The 16,202-nt window shown below is 51.9% G+C and carries 16 protein-coding genes; 8 read left to right on the plus strand and 8 right to left on the minus strand.

The features are described from left to right. Positions 1–171: 171 nt before the first annotated feature. The 4 genes from IO95_RS13040 to cysE all read left to right on the plus strand — a co-directional run bounded on the left by IO95_RS13040 (position 172) and on the right by cysE (position 3,110). A complete protein-coding gene (locus IO95_RS13040; RefSeq protein WP_023490537.1) occupies positions 172–606 on the plus strand; it encodes a rhodanese-like domain-containing protein in 435 nt (144 codons plus the stop codon). Between the two features lie 112 nt (positions 607–718). Further along, positions 719–1,201 (plus strand): protein-export chaperone SecB, encoded by a 483-nt coding sequence (secB, locus tag IO95_RS13045; RefSeq protein ID WP_037384815.1) that lies wholly within the window; start codon positions 719–721, stop codon positions 1,199–1,201. After that, positions 1,201–2,220 carry an NAD(P)H-dependent glycerol-3-phosphate dehydrogenase gene (gene gpsA, locus IO95_RS13050; RefSeq protein ID WP_023491250.1) on the plus strand — a complete coding sequence of 340 codons (1,020 nt, stop codon included), beginning with the start codon at positions 1,201–1,203 and terminating at the stop codon, positions 2,218–2,220. The genes secB and gpsA overlap by 1 nt, the downstream gene beginning before the upstream one ends. Before the next feature lie 68 nt (positions 2,221–2,288). Further along, positions 2,289–3,110 carry a serine O-acetyltransferase gene (gene cysE, locus IO95_RS13055; protein WP_023491251.1) on the plus strand — a complete coding sequence of 274 codons (822 nt, stop codon included), beginning with the start codon at positions 2,289–2,291 and terminating at the stop codon, positions 3,108–3,110. A 254-nt stretch (positions 3,111–3,364) separates the two neighbouring features. On the opposite strand, the gene trmL is transcribed toward cysE, so the two are convergent. From trmL to cpxR, 3 genes are read right to left on the minus strand one after another with little or no spacing between them, the layout of a single operon-like run. Next, positions 3,365–3,838 carry a tRNA (uridine(34)/cytosine(34)/5-carboxymethylaminomethyluridine(34)-2'-O)-methyltransferase TrmL gene (gene trmL / locus IO95_RS13060; RefSeq protein ID WP_023491252.1) on the minus strand — a complete coding sequence of 158 codons (474 nt, stop codon included), beginning with the start codon at positions 3,836–3,838 and terminating at the stop codon, positions 3,365–3,367. Between the two features lie 57 nt (positions 3,839–3,895). After that, on the minus strand, positions 3,896–5,266 hold the full coding sequence (gene cpxA, locus IO95_RS13065; protein ID WP_023491253.1) for an envelope stress sensor histidine kinase CpxA: 1,371 nt from the start codon (positions 5,264–5,266) through the stop codon (positions 3,896–3,898). Then, on the minus strand, positions 5,263–5,961 hold the full coding sequence (gene cpxR / locus IO95_RS13070) for an envelope stress response regulator transcription factor CpxR (protein WP_023491254.1): 699 nt from the start codon (positions 5,959–5,961) through the stop codon (positions 5,263–5,265). The genes cpxA and cpxR overlap by 4 nt, the downstream gene beginning before the upstream one ends. Before the next feature lie 148 nt (positions 5,962–6,109). On the opposite strand from cpxR, the gene cpxP reads away from it, so the two are divergent. After that, positions 6,110–6,571, plus strand: coding sequence for a cell-envelope stress modulator CpxP (cpxP, locus tag IO95_RS13075; protein WP_023491255.1), 462 nt, complete (start codon positions 6,110–6,112; stop codon positions 6,569–6,571). Positions 6,572–6,695: 124 nt separating this feature from the next. Here the strand turns inward: cpxP and IO95_RS13080 are convergent, their stop codons facing one another. The 5 genes from IO95_RS13080 to phnR all read right to left on the minus strand — a co-directional run bounded on the left by IO95_RS13080 (position 6,696) and on the right by phnR (position 12,576). Next, the gene (locus IO95_RS13080) at positions 6,696–7,526 is read right to left on the minus strand and encodes an alpha/beta hydrolase (protein WP_037384812.1); all 831 of its coding nucleotides are present in this window, start codon (positions 7,524–7,526) and stop codon (positions 6,696–6,698) included. 287 nt (positions 7,527–7,813) lie between these two features. Next, complete coding sequence (locus IO95_RS13085; protein WP_023492350.1) at positions 7,814–9,532, minus strand: putative 2-aminoethylphosphonate ABC transporter permease subunit; 1,719 nt, start codon at positions 9,530–9,532, stop codon at positions 7,814–7,816. After that, complete coding sequence (locus IO95_RS13090) at positions 9,529–10,593, minus strand: putative 2-aminoethylphosphonate ABC transporter ATP-binding protein (protein WP_023492348.1); 1,065 nt, start codon at positions 10,591–10,593, stop codon at positions 9,529–9,531. Before IO95_RS13090 ends, IO95_RS13085 begins: the two co-directional genes overlap by 4 nt. Before the next feature lie 156 nt (positions 10,594–10,749). Then, positions 10,750–11,769 (minus strand): putative 2-aminoethylphosphonate ABC transporter substrate-binding protein, encoded by a 1,020-nt coding sequence (locus IO95_RS13095; RefSeq protein ID WP_023492346.1) that lies wholly within the window; start codon positions 11,767–11,769, stop codon positions 10,750–10,752. A gap of 99 nt (positions 11,770–11,868) precedes the next feature. Further along, positions 11,869–12,576, minus strand: a complete 708-nt coding sequence (gene phnR, locus IO95_RS13100; protein ID WP_023492344.1) for a phosphonate utilization transcriptional regulator PhnR — start codon at positions 12,574–12,576, stop codon at positions 11,869–11,871. 178 nt (positions 12,577–12,754) lie between these two features. Between phnR and phnW the strand changes: the two genes are divergently transcribed. From phnW to phnX, 3 genes are read left to right on the plus strand one after another with little or no spacing between them, the layout of a single operon-like run. Then, a complete protein-coding gene (phnW, locus tag IO95_RS13105) occupies positions 12,755–13,897 on the plus strand; it encodes a 2-aminoethylphosphonate--pyruvate transaminase (protein ID WP_037384979.1) in 1,143 nt (380 codons plus the stop codon). Next, the gene (locus tag IO95_RS13110) at positions 13,894–15,288 is read left to right on the plus strand and encodes an aspartate aminotransferase family protein (RefSeq protein ID WP_023492342.1); all 1,395 of its coding nucleotides are present in this window, start codon (positions 13,894–13,896) and stop codon (positions 15,286–15,288) included. The genes phnW and IO95_RS13110 overlap by 4 nt, the downstream gene beginning before the upstream one ends. After that, entirely contained in the window at positions 15,281–16,090 is an 810-nt protein-coding gene (phnX, locus tag IO95_RS13115; protein WP_023492341.1) for a phosphonoacetaldehyde hydrolase, read from the plus strand. The genes IO95_RS13110 and phnX overlap by 8 nt, the downstream gene beginning before the upstream one ends. Positions 16,091–16,202: the final 112 nt, after the last annotated feature.

The raw sequence follows: 16,202 nt of genomic DNA on the forward strand, positions 1-16,202 counted from the left end.
AAATATGCACTTAACGATGGTGCATTTCTGGCTCTCATCAGGGTATTTTTCCAATTTACTCCGCAGTTTCTGCATTCCGGTCTTGCTTATTGGCTGTATTTGCCGCATTCGGCAGGTATACTCTGAAGCCTTGACTTATTTTCCCTTAACTGACGGGAGTTGTTACCCCCCATGCTGCAAGAAATTATGCTATTTGTTAGTAGGAACACCATACTGAGCCTGGCTTGGGTCGCTTTACTGATTGCTGTGATCGTCATGACCTTCAAGAGCCGTTTCTCTAAGGTGAAAGAGATCGGTCGAGGTCAGGCTACCCTAATGATTAACAAAGAAGACGCGGTTATTGTCGATATCCGCAGCCGTGATGATTTCCGTAAAGGCCATATCGCCAACGCTATCAACCTGACGGCAAGCGAAATAAAAAGTGGCAGCTTTGGCGAGTTGGAAAAGCACAAAGCTCAACCTGTGATTGTGGTTTGCGCCAATGGTACGACTTCTCGCGCGTCAGCAGAAAACCTGAGCAAAGCCGGGTTTGAAAACGTTTATACTCTGAAAGACGGCATTACGGGCTGGAGTGGTGAAAACCTGCCATTGGCTCGCGGCAAGTAAGTTTTTATTCGCTCTGGCTGACGGGGTATCCCAGTCACAGAGTGTCAATAAAGATAGTTAAACAATAAACATAGTTAAACAATAAACATCGTTAAACAAGGATATTACACACATGTCAGAACAAAATAGCGCAGAGATGGCTTTCCAGATCCAACGTATTTATACCAAAGATATCTCATTCGAAGCACCACAGGCTCCGCAGGTATTCCAGCAAGAGTGGCAACCAGAAGTGAAACTCGATCTGGACACGGCCTCGACTCTGCTGGCAGATGAGGTGTACGAAGTGGTACTGCGTGTTACCGTAACCGCTTCTCTGGGTGAAGAAACTGCTTTCCTGTGTGAAGTTCAACAGGCAGGGATTTTCTCTGTATCTGGTATCGAAGGTACACAGTTGGCACATTGCCTGGGTGCATACTGCCCGAACATTTTGTTCCCTTATGCGCGTGAGTGCATCACCAACCTGGTTTCTCGCGGTACATTCCCACAGTTGAATCTGGCCCCTGTCAATTTTGACGCACTGTTCATGAGCTATTTGCAGCAGCAAGCGGCGGAAACAGCGGGAACGGAAGGTGCTGAACCGCGTCAGGATGCCTGATGAGTAGCGTCAATGCTTCAATGACTGTCATCGGTGCCGGCTCGTACGGCACCGCATTGGCTATTACACTGGCACGTAACGGTTATCCGGTCGTGCTCTGGGGGCATAACCCCGAACAGATCCAAATTATGCAGCGTGATCGCTGCAATCAGGCGTTTCTGCCTGATGTCCCCTTCCCCGATACTTTGTTGCTTGAAACCGATTTGGCTCGTGCGCTGGCCGCCAGCCGAGATGTGCTGGTGGTCGTTCCCAGCCATGTTTTTGGCGATGTACTGCGCCAGTTGAAGCCCCATCTGCGTCAGGATGCTCGTATTGTCTGGGCCACCAAAGGGCTAGAAACCGAAACCGGCCGCCTGCTGCAAGATGTAGCACGGGATGCGCTTGGGCCGGATATCCCACTGGCGGTGCTGTCTGGGCCCACGTTTGCCAAAGAGTTGGCGGCAGGGCTGCCTACGGCTATCGCGCTAGCAGCCACGGACCAACAGTTTGCCGATGACCTGCAGCAATTGTTGCATTGTGGCAAAAGTTTCCGCGTGTACAGTAATCCGGATTTTATCGGCGTGCAGTTAGGGGGCGCGGTTAAAAACGTGATTGCAATTGGTGCCGGGATGTCAGACGGAATTGGTTTTGGTGCTAACGCCCGTACCGCATTGATTACCCGTGGCTTGGCGGAAATGAGCCGCCTGGGTTCAGCATTGGGTGCCGATCCGGCCACTTTTATGGGGATGGCTGGGCTGGGTGATCTGGTATTGACCTGTACTGATAATCAGTCTCGCAACCGGCGTTTCGGTATTATGCTGGGGCAAGGTATGGGAGTAAAGGAAGCCCAAGAGGCAATTGGTCAAGTGGTAGAGGGCTACCGCAATACCAAGGAAGTATTGGCACTGGCGCAGCGTTTTGGGGTGGAAATGCCCATTACTGAGCAGGTTTATCAAGTGCTGTATTGTGATAAAAATGCCCGTGAGGCAGCATTGAGCCTGCTTGGGCGTACCAAGAAAGACGAAAAGCGCAGTGTTTGATCCCCGAGGTATTGCTCGGGTGCTGGAGTGATGGCGAAAGGCTGTTTTTTTGAGGCGGAGAAAAAGGGATGTCGTCAGAAGAGTTAGCACAGGTGTGGAACAATATTAAATCAGAAGCGAGGGCATTGGCTGAATGTGAACCGATGTTGGCCAGCTTTTTTCATGCGACCTTGCTCAAGCATGAAAATCTGGGCAGTGCACTGAGTTATATTCTGGCCAATAAATTGGCTAACCCCATCATGCCAGCGATTGCCGTGCGTGAAGTGGTGGAAGATGCCTACCGTTCTGATGCACAGATGATTGTTTCCGCCGCCCGCGATATTCTGGCGGTACGCTTGCGTGACCCTGCTGTGGATAAATACTCAACGCCATTGCTCTATCTGAAAGGTTTCCATGCCTTGCAGGCTTACCGTATTGGTCATTGGCTATGGAAGCAAGGCCGTCAGGCTTTGGCTATTTATCTGCAAAACCAAATCTCCGTCGCTTTTTGTGTCGATATACACCCGGCCGCCAACATTGGTTGCGGCATTATGCTCGACCATGCCACCGGTATTGTGATCGGTGAAACCGCCGTGGTGGAGAATAACGTCTCTATTCTGCAGTCGGTGACGCTGGGTGGGACAGGCAAAACCGGGGGGGATCGCCATCCGAAAATCCGTGAAGGGGTGATGATTGGCGCGGGGGCTAAAATCCTCGGCAATATTGAAGTGGGCAAAGGGGCAAAAATTGGTGCAGGTTCGGTGGTATTACAGTCGGTTCCGCCACATACCACCGCTGCTGGCGTTCCCGCGCGTATTGTTGGTCGCCCGGAAAGTGATACTCCTTCCATGGATATGGATCAGTACTTCAACGGCGACAATAACGGATTTGAATATGGCGACGGGATCTAGCGCTATACACTAAATAATTCGAGTTGTTGGCAGCGCGGCGCTGCGTTGGCTACGCTCGCTCACCCGAATCACTTACCCATGTAAGCTTATCGGGGTTAATAAACCTCTTCCATGAGGTTCACCCTGCGGACCAGCGCTTGCCGTCTACCTGCAATTTCTTTGAACTTGGGTATATACCCCAGTGAAATCAAGTTGCCGGATAAAAGCACGGTGCACTTTTGAACACCACTCTCGCGTAATATCAACTGTACGCGCTACTCTTTGATTAGTGCACCTGCGTAGTCCAATTGGCGCCAGGCTTCATAAACCACCACCGAGACAGCGTTTGACAGGTTCATACTACGGCTCTGGGCCAGCATGGGGATACGAATTTTCTGTTGTGCAGGTAGCTCATCCAGAATACTGGCGGGCAGGCCGCGGGTTTCTGGGCCAAATAGCAGATAATCCCCAGCCTGGTAGCTGACCGCACTGTGTGCTGGTGTGCCTTTAGTGGTCAGAGCGAATAGCCGCTGGGGGTTTTCGCTGGCGAGGAAAGTCGCATAATCGGCATGGCGCTTGATGCTGACAAACTCATGGTAATCCAGCCCGGCTCGGCGTAGGCGTTTATCATCCCAAGGGAACCCCATCGGCTCGATCAGATGCAGTTGGAAACCGGTATTAGCACACAGACGGATAATATTGCCGGTATTAGGTGGAATTTCGGGTTCAAATAAAACGATATTCAGCATGTCAAAAGCCTCTCACGACGAGGCGAGCAGAATAACAAAATCTTGTAACGCTGGCGATTAACGCTGATGTAATGGCAGCCATAATACCAAGCGTAACCCACCCAACGGACTGTCTTCTGCTTTGATCCAGCCACGATGCTGATTGACGGCGGCTTCCACAATGGCCAAACCGAGACCAGATCCACCGGATTGACGGTCACGGGCTTCATCGGTGCGGTAAAATGGCCGGAAAATCTGTTCGCGCTCTTCCGGGCTGACACCGGGGCCATCATCATCGACCACGATAGTAATGCCCTGATTATCAACACTAAATGCCACGGCGATCTGCGTATGAGAATAACGTAAGGCATTGCGGATAATATTTTCCAATGCACTATCCAGCGCCGCAGGGTTACCATAGAGGGTCCAGGGGCCTGGGGGCGCGGTGACAGCCAGTTGTTTCCCCATCTGTTCGGCTTCAAAACCGGCGTTATCCAGCACCTCGGCCCACAATTGATTGGCTTTCACTAGTTCGCGTGCCAGTTCGCTCTTTTGCTGCCCACGAGATAACTGCAGTAAATCGTTAATCATTGAATCCAGGCGTTGGGCTTCCATTTCAATCCGTGCAAGCTCATGCCCTTCACCGTGGCGGCGACGCATTAACGCGGTTGCCAACTGTAGACGGGTTAATGGGGTGCGCAATTCGTGGGAAATATCAGAAATCAGCCGTTGCTGGGCAGTCATCATTCTTTCGAGCGCGCTCACCATCTGGTTAAAACTGGCGCCGGTGGCCAGGAACTCTTGTGGCCCGGACTCCAGTTCCGGGTGCTGCTTCAGGTTGCCGTGAGCCACATCATCGGCAGCATTTTTCAACTTGCGCGCAGGTTTAGCCAGGCTCCAAGACAACCAGAGCAATAGCGGGGCGCTGATCAGCATGGTGAAAATCAGCATCATTAATGGCCTATCAAACAGCAGATTAATAAAATCTGATTGCGGGCTGTTGGCGGGCCTGATCAAGTACAACTGGTAATTATCTTCACCATCACTAATCGAGAAAGGACCGACTAACTCTACTCGGCCATACTTTTTCTTTTTCGGTTGGTCTGAGTTATCTGATTGACCGATGAAATTGCGCACCACCTGCATCTCATTACGCTGTGCGCCAATCACTCGCCCTTCGCTGGTGACCAGCAGCAGGCGCTGGCCCGGTGGAGCCCATTTCTCGATGGCACGAAACAGCCGCCGCCACCACATCAAGTCATTGGGCGGATCGTTTTGCAGCTCAGCCTCGACGTGCTGCTCCAGCATCACCCCTTGCCGCTGTTCGCTGTCTAGCAATGAGGTCATTTGGCGTGAATCAAGTTTGGGCACCATCAACACCAGCATCAGCACCAACGCTAATGTGAACCAGAAAATAGCGAAGATGCGTGCCGTCAAACTATTAATCATGTAGCAGATACCATCAAATAACCGCGACCACGCAAGGTTTTGAACCAAGGATGACCATCTTTACGGTTCGGCAATTTACGCCGTAAGTTGGAGATGTGCATATCAATCGCGCGATCAAAGGGTGTCAAACGTTTACCCAGCACTTCCTGGCTGAGTAACTCGCGGGAAACCACCTGCCCAAGATGCTTTGCCAGCAAATAGAGTAAGGTAAATTCGGTACCCGTCAGCTCCAACTCATGCCCATCAAAACTGGCTTCTTGGCGACCTGGGTTGAGTTGCAGGCCATCTACATCCAGCGTAGGGGCACCGTTATCCATAGTCTGCTGCTGTTCGTTCCAGTTGGAACGGCGCAGAATAGCCCGGATACGAGCAAGCAGTTCGCGGTCATTAAACGGTTTCGGCAGATAGTCATCCGCCCCCAGTTCCAGGCCAAGAACCCGATCCAGTTCACTACCGCGTGCTGTCAGCATGATCACGGGCGTCTGGTGATTCTGGCGCAGCTCTTTCAAGGTATCGATACCGTTTTTCTTCGGCATCATGATATCGAGCAACAGCAGATCGATGGAGCTGTCTAGCAGCGACAACGCCTGTTCACCGTCGTAAGCGACGACAATGTTAAACCCTTCCATTTCGAGCAGTTCTTTCAGTAGCGAGGTTAACTCGCGGTCGTCGTCAACTAACAGAATTTTATTCATTGTGCTTTACCTCCAAAGGCAAAATACGCTATCAACTGCTGGCATTCCATGACTTTACGTAGTTTTACATGCACTGACGCATGTTTGCAGGTACGGCGATACACTGCTCTTCGTTGATTCGCAAAGTCAGAAAGCGCGAGGAGCTCAAATGTTTAAGGTAGGCGCAGTGGTTATGGCATCAATGCTAGTGATAGGTTCTAGCACTCCTGCTTTTGCTGCACCGAAAACTGACCTGCCTTATGTTGATGACTTTTTACTTGGAACCTCAGGTCAGAATCACATATTTGATGGCGTTGACCTTACTGAACAGCAACGCCAGCAAATGCGCGACTTAATGCGCCAGGGTCATGACGACCCGCCAGGGGTTAATGTAGTAGAAATAGACACCATGTATAAACTGGTGACGGCAAATAAATTTGATGAAGCCGCCGTGCACGACCAGGCGGAAAAAATGGTTCATCAGCAGGTAAAACACCAGGTCGAATTGGCCCGGATACGCAACCAAATGTATAACCTGCTGACACCAGAGCAAAAAAATGTTTTAGACCAGAAACATCAGCAACGTATGCAGCATATTTCTGGTTTACAAGGAACTTCTGCCCAGAAGTAGAGTACGACTGAGTAAACCCTGTTTTTCCTTGCCATAATACCATCCCTATTTTCCCCGTCGTAATGGCGGGGCTTTTTTTATCCGGCGTCAGTCAATATTCCTATTTATTTAATAAAATCATCGGTCAGGCTTTTTCGAACAACGCCTGCAATGAGTTAACCAACAGACCATCCGCGCGTTCAAATTCATACAACTGAGTAAAATGGTCATCGTGACCCACTTCTTGATAGGTGACATCACACCCAATAGCCTTAAGCCCGTCATAGAGCTCTTGAGAATGCCTTATCAGCTCAGGTAACTCCCCACCACCAACATGAACAGCGGTTGGTCCACCTTGGGTGAGTTTATTGATGGGGCTGTATTTCTCTATCTCTTCACCGGTTAATGCTAGTTTCTCATTCAACCAGCATAGGCTGATAGGTTGTAAATCAATCAACGCGCTGATTGGCATGGAATGTGAAATCAGCGGGTGGCTGCGGTGAATAGCGGTTAAATGGCCGCCAGCGGAATGGCCACCAAGACAGACTTTACCTTGGGTAATATTAAATTCAGCACGATGCTGATGGAGGTAATCTAAGAGTAGGCCAATCTCGCTAACTATTTGTGTCATTGATGCATCGGGCGCTAAAGTGTATTCGGCGAGAATAACATTAATCCCTGCATTTAAAATGCCGTTGGCAATAAAGGCAAAATCCTCTTTGTTACAGTTCTGCCAATAGCCGCCGTGGATAAAAATAAAGGTAGGGCACCCTTTTTTGTCGGCAGGGAAGTAGTCGAAGGTGGTTCTTGGGGATGAGTGATAAGGTATGTTTCTTTGTGAGCTCTTTTCTGAATATAATTTTTTGCTTCTGGCCTGAAACTCACCTAGTAGCTCGGCAAAGTTTTTAACGGCTTTAGTATTATTGTATGCAGCATCTAATTGCTCGCGAGTCATTCCTTTGTATACTTCTTTCATCTTAAATATTCCTTATCTATACCCGTCGCCAATCAAGCTGCGAAAATCTTGGCGATGCTCAAACGTTTCTACCGCTGAAGTCGGGTTATTCGGGTTTTGCTAAAAACACGTGCCAAGCCTACCACTGCCGTTTTTTATTGGTTAAGCATAATGTGTGCTTTATTGCGCGTATTACCCGATAAAGGAGGTTAGTTTAGTCTTACCGTTGATGCCTTTCCCGCCGATGCCGCGAGAGGGGAACCTCACTCTCGCGGATCTCTTATCTCTTAACTCTTATCTTTTATCTCTTAACTCTGGCGCCAGCGCTGAGTTCTTTCCAACAGTGCGCGGCTGAGGCCAAGCTGAATAAGCTTAACCGTAGCCGCTGCCAGCAAGATCAACGTTGCCATGGCGGCCGCGGTGGCGGTATCCCCGGAATCCTCCATATTCAGCACCGCAACCGAAGCCAACACCGTGTCGCTGGAGTAGAGGAAGATCACCGCCGAGGTGGTGGTCATGGCGTTAACAAACAAGTAGATGAAGATCTCCAATAAAGCAGGCAGTGAGGCTGGCAGGGTGATCCGCCAGAATGTTTTCCACTGCGAAATACGCAAAGAGATGGCAACCAGCTCCAGCTCTTTCGGTAACTGCTTCAGGCTGGTCAGCGCGGTCATATGGCCCACTGTGTAGTAGTGGATCACACAAGAGAGCACCATCAACGGCAAAGTACCGTATAGAGCACTTAGCAAACTGTCAGCACGGTTAAAAAAGAAGATATAGCCCAACCCCAGCACCAGCCCGGGTACTGCCAGCGAAAGCATGGCAAGCAGGTGGATGAGGTGGCGCAACGGGGCGAAATACTGCCCTTTCTCTTGCACCCAGGCGATGACCATGATGATAACCGTTCCACTGATGGCCGTGAGCGCCCCCAGTTTTAGCGTATTGATAAAGGGTTGCCAGCCATAAACACTATTACTGTTAAAGGCGTAGTGATCTAACGTCAAATTGAGTTTATAAGGCCAGAACTGTACCAGCGATCCATAGATGGCCATCCCCACCAGGGCGAAAAACAGCAGCGCCCACAGGCTGCACCAAAGCAGAGCCAGTAAGTCCCGCAAGCGATGTGGTGCTGGTTGATAGGGAACTGACCGGCTATTACTTTGTTCCTGCATCTTACTGCGCACCCGGTGCTCCAGGGCAAAGCTCAATAGCGCTGGCAGCAAAAGGATGACGCTGGTCACCGCACCCAGTGAAAAGTTTTGCAGCCCGACAACCTGGATATAGATATCCGTCGCCAACACACTAAACTGCCCGCCGATAACTTTCGCCACCCCGAAGTCACAGATAGTGAGCGTGAAAACGGCAATCGCCGCACTGAGCAAACCATAGCGAGCAGCGGGCAACGTCACGGTGAAAAAGGTTCGCCAGGCAGGGCTACCGAGCACCTTGGCCGCCTCGTAAAGGCGTGCATCACTATGACTGAGAGCGGTAATAAGAATCATCAAGGCATGAGGAAAGCACCAAAAACTGAGGCCCATCACGATACCAATGGGGCCATAGATGCTCGCATCACCCAGTAACCCTTTGGCAATCCCCTGGTTACCAAACCAGTAAACCAGACTGATAGCCGGTAACAATGAGGGCATCAGGAGAGGAATAAGAGCAATCAAGCGGAACAGGGATTTCCCGGGCATGCAAGTACGGGTCAGCGCATAGGCATAACCAAAGGCGACAGTGACCACCAATAGCGTAATGCTCAAGCCAAGCGAAAGGGTATTACTGATGGTACGCCCCAGCGATGGGGTGGAAAGATAATGACGGAAGTTGGCAAAGCCGACCCAGCTACCGTCACTGTCTTGCAGGCTTTTTTGCAGCATGGCGAGCACCGGGAACAGCAGCCCACCTGCGAACAAGGCAATCCCCAGTAGCAACAGAATCAACTGTAGGCCCTTATCGCGGCTCCAACTACCCCATAACCGTTGCCAGATTGAATAACGAGGAACGGTGGTAACAAGATGCTGTGTCATGCGGCTTTCCCATAAAAAGGTTGCATAGCACTGGTGGGCCAGTGCAGAGAGCACGCCATGCCACTGCGCCAGTCTTGACCTTCATCGTTAGAGAGTTGTACCAGCAGCCGCTGGGGGCCCATTAGCGTATCGGCCAGGCAGATCAACCGCTGGGCAGAACCGAGAAACTCCACTTGCTCAATCCTGGCTTGTAGCCCTTGCTGCGCTGGTGGGGCCAGGCTGATAGCTTCAGGGCGGATAGCCACCTGCAACGTACTGCCTGCAGCGGCATGATTGGTCAGCGGCAGCGGCTGCTCGTTAAGACGCACCTGCTGAGCATTGAGTACCTGCGTATCGAGAAAGTTCATACTGCCAACAAAGCTGGCAACAAAACGGCTTGCGGGATGGTGGTAGATCTCCTGCGGCGTCCCGACTTGCACAATGGTGCCATGTTCCATCACCACAATGCGGTCTGCCATAGTGAGCGCTTCTTCCTGATCGTGAGTCACCATAATTGTGGTGATCCCCAACCGTTGTTGCAGGGCACGAATTTCACTACGCAGATGAGTACGTACCAGCGCATCGAGGGCACTTAGGGGTTCATCCAGTAGCAATAACCCCGGGGATAAAGCCAAAGCCCTGGCTAAAGCCACTCGCTGTTGTTGGCCACCTGAGATTTGGCTTGGATATTTATTCGACTGCGCACCAAGGCCAATCAAGGCGAGCCAATGCTCCACCCGCTCTTTTACTACCTGACTATCGAGCCCTTGATTTCGCAACCCAAACGCAATGTTCTCCGCCACTGTTAGATTAGGGAACAGGGCATAAGACTGGAATACAATGCCAAAATCCCGTCTCTGCGGAGGGAGCTGTGAAATATCGCACCCCCCTTGCCAGATTTCACCGCTGTCTGGCAGATCAAGCCCGGCGATAGCCCGTAATAAGGTGGTTTTTCCACACCCGGAGGGGCCGAGAAAACAGACAAACTCCCCTTTCTTTACGGTCAGGGAGATATCTTTGAGTGCCTGAAAGGCCTTGAAGTGTTTGTTAAGGTGTTTGATATCCAGATAGGGCTGGGTCATGACAAGGCTCGCGGCTATTTTTGGTCTATACCAATTTAGCGTTGAAATATGACGATGCCATGAATAAACAGTGACAAGCTGATTAAGGCGCGACTAACCAAGGGGAAGACAACCAGCACAGACCGACGATGGTCAGCCTGTGCGGTAACAACCCGCTTATTTTTTAGCTTCAGTCTTGCCAGAGAAGTTAGAGTTCCAGCGGGTCAGTATATTGTCACGCTCACGGGCCGCCCAGGCAAAATCATTCTTGATCATCTGGCTGTTGATATCAGCCGGGTAACCTGGCCGAGCTTGTGCCACCTGTGGGATGGCAACCACAGCGAACGACTTGTTATACAGCCTGTTAGCCTGTTCTGTTGCCGCGAAATCCAGCAACTGCTGCGCGGCTTGCAACTTGCTGGTGCCTTTGATGATAGCGGCGGCTTCCATATCCCAACCGGAGCCTTCTTTGGGGAAGATCACTTCAATGGGGGCGCCTTTAGCCTTAAGGCTCGCAGCAGGGAAATCAAACGAGATACCGACCACCGTTTCACCGCTGGCCGCCAGTTTACAAGGTGCTGAACCTGAATGGGTATAACGGCTGATATTCTGGTGCAGGTCATTCATAAACTGCCAGCCTTGCTGTTCCCCCATGGTCTGTAACCAACCTGCGACGCTCAGGAAGCCAGTACCCGAAGAGCTGGGATTAGGCATGATCACTTTACCCTTGTAGATAGGCTTAGTGAGGTCAGCCCAACTTTCTGGGGCAGGGATCCCTTGTTTTTTAGCCTCTACCTCGTTAAAGCAAATGGCGCTGAAAAAGGCATCCAGCCCAATCCAGTGAGGTTGTGCCTTGTCGTCACGGAAACGGCTATCCAGTTTCTCCAACCCTTTAGGGGCATACCCTGCCAGCATTTGCTGTTGATCGAGTTGCATCAGGCTGGTGGCGGCCAGCCCCCATACTGCGTCGGCTTTAGGTTGCGCTTTTTCTGCCAACAAGCGCGCCGTAACCACCCCAGTAGAATCGCGCACCCACTTAATATTTATATCCGGGTGTTGCTGTTCGAAAGCGCTTTTTAATTCAGCCAGTTGCTCGGGCTCGAAGGCGGTATAGACAGTCAGATCGGTATTAGCCACTGCCGGTGCAGCGATACCGGCAATCAGCGAGGTGATGAGCAAAGAAGTTATCGGTTTCATGTTTTCTCCAGCAAAATTGGTATAAACCAGATGATATGGGAGAAAGATTAGGGGATCTTTATGACACCCCCGTGACGTCAATATGACAACTTGATGCGTTTAATCTTGGGTATCCACTTCAATTTCCAGGCTGTCGTGACGCCAATACTCCAGGTCAAAATCCAGTACCTGCCCATGCTGATCGAAGTTAAGTCTCTCCAAGCGAAGTGCCGGTAGCCCCGCCGTGGCCCCTAAATGGCTGGCAACCTCATCCGGTAGCGCCGTGGGGTAAAAGGTCACCTGCATACGGGCGTAATGTAACCCGTAATGGCTCTGGTAAAGCTCAGTCAAGCTGCCATTGAGATTGAGATCTAACAGGCCCGGTACGCGTTCAGGCAGGCAGTAGTTCTCGCAATAACAGATTGCCCGCTCATTGGCAAAACGCAGCCGCTTGAGCAGGAAGATACTGTCAAATGGCTTGAGTAACAGCCGATTAAGCAGAAACGGTGGAACAGCTTTACGGCCCTTTTCCAGCAATTCGGTGCGCGGTTCACCGCCCTGTTCACGCACTATCTGGTGAAAATTGGAGGTATGCCGTGGTTTGAGTTGAAAGCGCGGCGGCGTGACGAACCAGCCCCGGCGATCTTCCCGATAAATAAGGCCATTAGCCTCCAACTGGACTAATGCTTCGCGGATGGTCACCCGGGTGGTGCCATAGAGTTCGCACAACAACCGCTCGGAGGGGAGGCGGTCATTGGCTACCAATCCCCCGGCCTGAATCTGGGTGATAAGAGCATCTTTGATTTGCAGGTATTGCGGTTTCGTCATGATGAACCTTGGTGTTGGTCAAGACCAGTAATAACCAATAAAGCCGGAACAGAGAGCTTATCTCATCAAGGGCGTGAAACATGAATTTTTTGTTGCACGATAGGCACCCCCTTTGACCTGGTCGAATAAGTTGCTCACAATGGCTTTATTCTGGTCTATACCAAAAGAGAGCGTAATGATGACCCATATTCCCCCTACACAAGAGGCTGTCGATTATCTATTGTTGACCCCGGGCCCTCTGTCCACCACGGCTTCCGTGCGAGCGGCGATGTTACAAGACAGCTGTACCTGGGATGCTGATTATAATCTTGGCGTGGTGGAACCCATCCGCCGTGAACTGGTGCGCCTGGCAACCAGCCCGGAATTTGCCAACGATTACAGCGCGGTATTACTGCAAGGCAGTGGCAGCTATGTGGTAGAGAGCGTACTGGGGTCCGCATTGGGTGCTGATGACTGCGTGCTGATTGTCAACAACGGAGCCTACGGTGCCCGGATGGTGGAGATGGCTCAATGTCTGGGGCTGAACCATCGGGTGCTGGATTGTGGTGAAACCGCCCGCCCAGAGGTGCAGGATCTGGAAGAACTGTTGATAAGGCACCCTGAAATCAGCCATCTGGCCATGGTTCACTGCGAAACCACCACCGGTATGTTGAACCCCTTGGAACAGGTTGCCAGCCTCTGTCAACGCCATGGGATCCGCCTGATCCTCGATGCAATGAGCAGCTTTGGCGGCATTCCTTTTGATATCGGCCAGCTTGGTGTCGAGTTTCTTATCAGCTCAGCCAACAAGTGCATTCAGGGCGTACCGGGTTTTGGTTTTGTTATTGCCCGTCGCGCCGCCTTGGCCGCTTGTGCCGGTAAAGCCCGTTCAGTCTCTCTTGACCTTCATGCCCAGTGGCAAACCATGGAACAACAGGGGGGGAAATGGCGTTTTACCTCCCCGACCCATACAGTATTAGCCTTTGCCCAGGCGTTGCGCGAGTTGGATGAAGAAGGCGGCGTCAGCGCACGCTATCAACGTTATCAGGAAAACCAACACACGTTGGTAGCCGGAATGCAGGCGCTCGGTTTTGAACCGTTGTTGCCCAAGGAGTGGCAATCTCCGATTATCACCGCCTTCTATTCCCCGACTCATCCCGATTACCGTTTTGTCGATTTTTACCAGCGCCTCAAAGCACAGGGGTTTGTGATCTATCCAGGCAAAGTCTCGAAAGCGGATTGTTTTCGCATCGGCAATATCGGCAATGTCACCCCACAGCAAATTCAGCAGTTATTGGCGGCGATACAGCAAGCCAGCTACTGGCTGGAAGCCAACGCATGAAACACCCGTTGATACTACCCGCTGGTGGGGCGGACACGGAAGGGGATATCAACCAAAGTGCGGCCCGGGAGCAGTGGTGGGCCGAACAAAGCGCAGCCACTCAAGAGTCCCTGGCTGAAGATAGCCGCTACTTTCTCCATCAGGCGCTATCAACGCCCTGCCTTGATGTGCTGACGGCTGCTGAAGGCGCGCTCCTCACCAGCCAGTCAGGTAAGCAATATCTTGATTTTCATGGTAACAACGTGCACCAACTTGGGCACGGCCACCCCAAGGTGGTGAAACGGGTACAACAGCAACTGGCATCACTGCCATTTGTGCCACGGCGTTATACTCACCCTATCGCTATCGAGTGCGCCCGCACCCTCGCTGAATTGGCCCCTGGTGACCTTAACCGGGTGCTGTTTGCCCCTGGTGGCAGCGAAGTGGTGGGGATAGCCCTCAAACTGGCCCGCTTTATTACCGGCAACAGCAAAGTGGTTTCTTTGTGGGATGCGTTCCACGGTGCCTCCCTTGATGCTATTGCCGTCGGCGGAGAGGCCTGCTTCCGTGCTGGCATGGGGCCGCTGATGGCGGGAGTGGAGCGTATTCCACCGCCGACTCGCTATCGCGGGGTTTGGTATCGTGGCGAAGGGGAAGACCTGCACTACGCCGATTACCTTGAATATGTGATTGAAAAAGAGGGCGGGATCGGTGCCTTTATTGCCGAACCTATCCGCAATACCGATGTACAGGTGCCCTCCAAGGCGTATTGGCAACGCATCCGCGAGATTTGCGATCGCCATGGTGTGTTGTTGATTGTTGATGAGATCCCCAACGCCCTGGGGCGCACCGGGCACTGGTTCAGCTTCGAACACTTTGGTATTGAGCCTGATATCATCTGCCTGGGGAAGGGATTAGGCGGGGGCATCGTGCCCTTTGCTGCCTTGATCACCCGTGATCGTTTCAATCAGGCGGCGGCGATTTCCCTGGGTCACTATACCCATGAGAAAAGCCCCATCGGTTGTGCTGCGGCCTTGGCCACCATTGAGGTGATCCGCGAGGAACAGCTTCTCGCCAAGGTGGTTGCCGATGGGGACTTTATGGCGGATGAGTTAGCCAAGTTGGCTCACCGTCACCCGCTGATCGGTCAAGTACGGGGGACCGGCCTGCTGTGGGCGCTTGATCTGGTGCGTAACCACCAAAGCCGTGAACGAGCAACCAAAGAGGCAGAACAACTGCTCTATCGTTGCTTGTCACTTGGGCTCAGTTTCAAAGTCTCGCAGGGCAATGTGATCCAACTGTCACCACCGCTCACCATTAGCCGCGCCGAACTTGCGCGTGCCATTGCTATTCTTGATCTGGCATTGAGCCAGGTTGAAACCACCGTTGAACAGGAGTATTCCCATGTCTGATGTACAAGCACTGATCCTGGATTGGGCGGGCACCGTGGTCGATTTCGGTTCCTTTGCCCCAACCTCCATCTTTGTTGAAGCCTTCTCCCGTGCCTATGATTTCCCGGTGAGCCTGGATGAAGCCCGTCAGCCGATGGGGCTAGCAAAACGCGCTCATATTACCGCTTTAGGGCGTTTGCCATCGGTAGATAGCCGCTGGCAGGAACGTTTTGGTCACCCGATGAGTGACCAAGAGGTGGAGCACCTCTATCGCACCTTTATGCCGCTGCAAATTGAGGCAGTGACCAATTTTGCCACGCCTATTGCTGGGGTATTACCGGTGCTGGCGATGTTGCAACAACAGGGGATGCGCATCGGTTCTTGCTCTGGCTACCCGCGCCAAGTGATGGAGGCTCTGGTCCCTGCTGCCGCAGAACAGGGATATACGCCAGATTATTGGGTGGCAAGCGACGACCTGAAAGCAGGCGGTCGCCCTGGCCCCTGGATGGCACTTGCCAACGTGATTGAGTTGGGTATTGATGGCGTGCATCGTTGCATCAAGGTGGATGATTCGGTACCGGGTATTACCGAAGGGCTCAACGCCGGTATGTGGACCGTAGGGCTGGCGGTTTCCGGCAATGAGTTTGGTGCCACCTGGGAGGAATATCAGGCCATGAGTGAACAGGCGATCACCGCCCGGCGAGAACCAGCTAAGGCGAAGCTGCAACAAGCAGGCGCACACTATGTTATCGACACCTTGGCAGATATTTTACCAGTGATTGCCGATATCAATAGTCGCTTGCAAAAAGGTGAGCGGCCTTAAGCAAGGCTTTTATTAATATCAGGGAGTGATGATTTTGGCGTTAGAGGGAGATAAGCATATTGCCGCTTATATGGCGTCTCCCTCGGTATTGAACCTGTAAGGTCGGATTTCA

It is taken from the genome of Serratia sp. DD3 (assembly GCF_000496755.2).

Bases quoted from the DNA above. Each gene is read 5' to 3' on its own strand.
- IO95_RS13040 (WP_023490537.1), top strand. From the start codon at position 172: ATGCTGCAAGAAATTATGCTATTTGTTAGTAGGAACACCATACTGAGC.
- secB (WP_037384815.1), top strand. From the start codon at position 719: ATGTCAGAACAAAATAGCGCAGAGATGGCTTTCCAGATCCAACGTATT.
- gpsA (WP_023491250.1), top strand. From the start codon at position 1,201: ATGAGTAGCGTCAATGCTTCAATGACTGTCATCGGTGCCGGCTCGTAC.
- cysE (WP_023491251.1), top strand. From the start codon at position 2,289: ATGTCGTCAGAAGAGTTAGCACAGGTGTGGAACAATATTAAATCAGAA.
- trmL (WP_023491252.1), bottom strand. From the start codon at position 3,838: ATGCTGAATATCGTTTTATTTGAACCCGAAATTCCACCTAATACCGGC.
- cpxA (WP_023491253.1), bottom strand. From the start codon at position 5,266: ATGATTAATAGTTTGACGGCACGCATCTTCGCTATTTTCTGGTTCACA.
- cpxR (WP_023491254.1), bottom strand. From the start codon at position 5,961: ATGAATAAAATTCTGTTAGTTGACGACGACCGCGAGTTAACCTCGCTA.
- cpxP (WP_023491255.1), top strand. From the start codon at position 6,110: ATGTTTAAGGTAGGCGCAGTGGTTATGGCATCAATGCTAGTGATAGGT.
- IO95_RS13080 (WP_037384812.1), bottom strand. From the start codon at position 7,526: ATGAAAGAAGTATACAAAGGAATGACTCGCGAGCAATTAGATGCTGCA.
- IO95_RS13085 (WP_023492350.1), bottom strand. From the start codon at position 9,532: ATGACACAGCATCTTGTTACCACCGTTCCTCGTTATTCAATCTGGCAA.
- IO95_RS13090 (WP_023492348.1), bottom strand. From the start codon at position 10,593: ATGACCCAGCCCTATCTGGATATCAAACACCTTAACAAACACTTCAAG.
- IO95_RS13095 (WP_023492346.1), bottom strand. From the start codon at position 11,769: ATGAAACCGATAACTTCTTTGCTCATCACCTCGCTGATTGCCGGTATC.
- phnR (WP_023492344.1), bottom strand. From the start codon at position 12,576: ATGACGAAACCGCAATACCTGCAAATCAAAGATGCTCTTATCACCCAG.
- phnW (WP_037384979.1), top strand. From the start codon at position 12,755: ATGACCCATATTCCCCCTACACAAGAGGCTGTCGATTATCTATTGTTG.
- IO95_RS13110 (WP_023492342.1), top strand. From the start codon at position 13,894: ATGAAACACCCGTTGATACTACCCGCTGGTGGGGCGGACACGGAAGGG.
- phnX (WP_023492341.1), top strand. From the start codon at position 15,281: ATGTCTGATGTACAAGCACTGATCCTGGATTGGGCGGGCACCGTGGTC.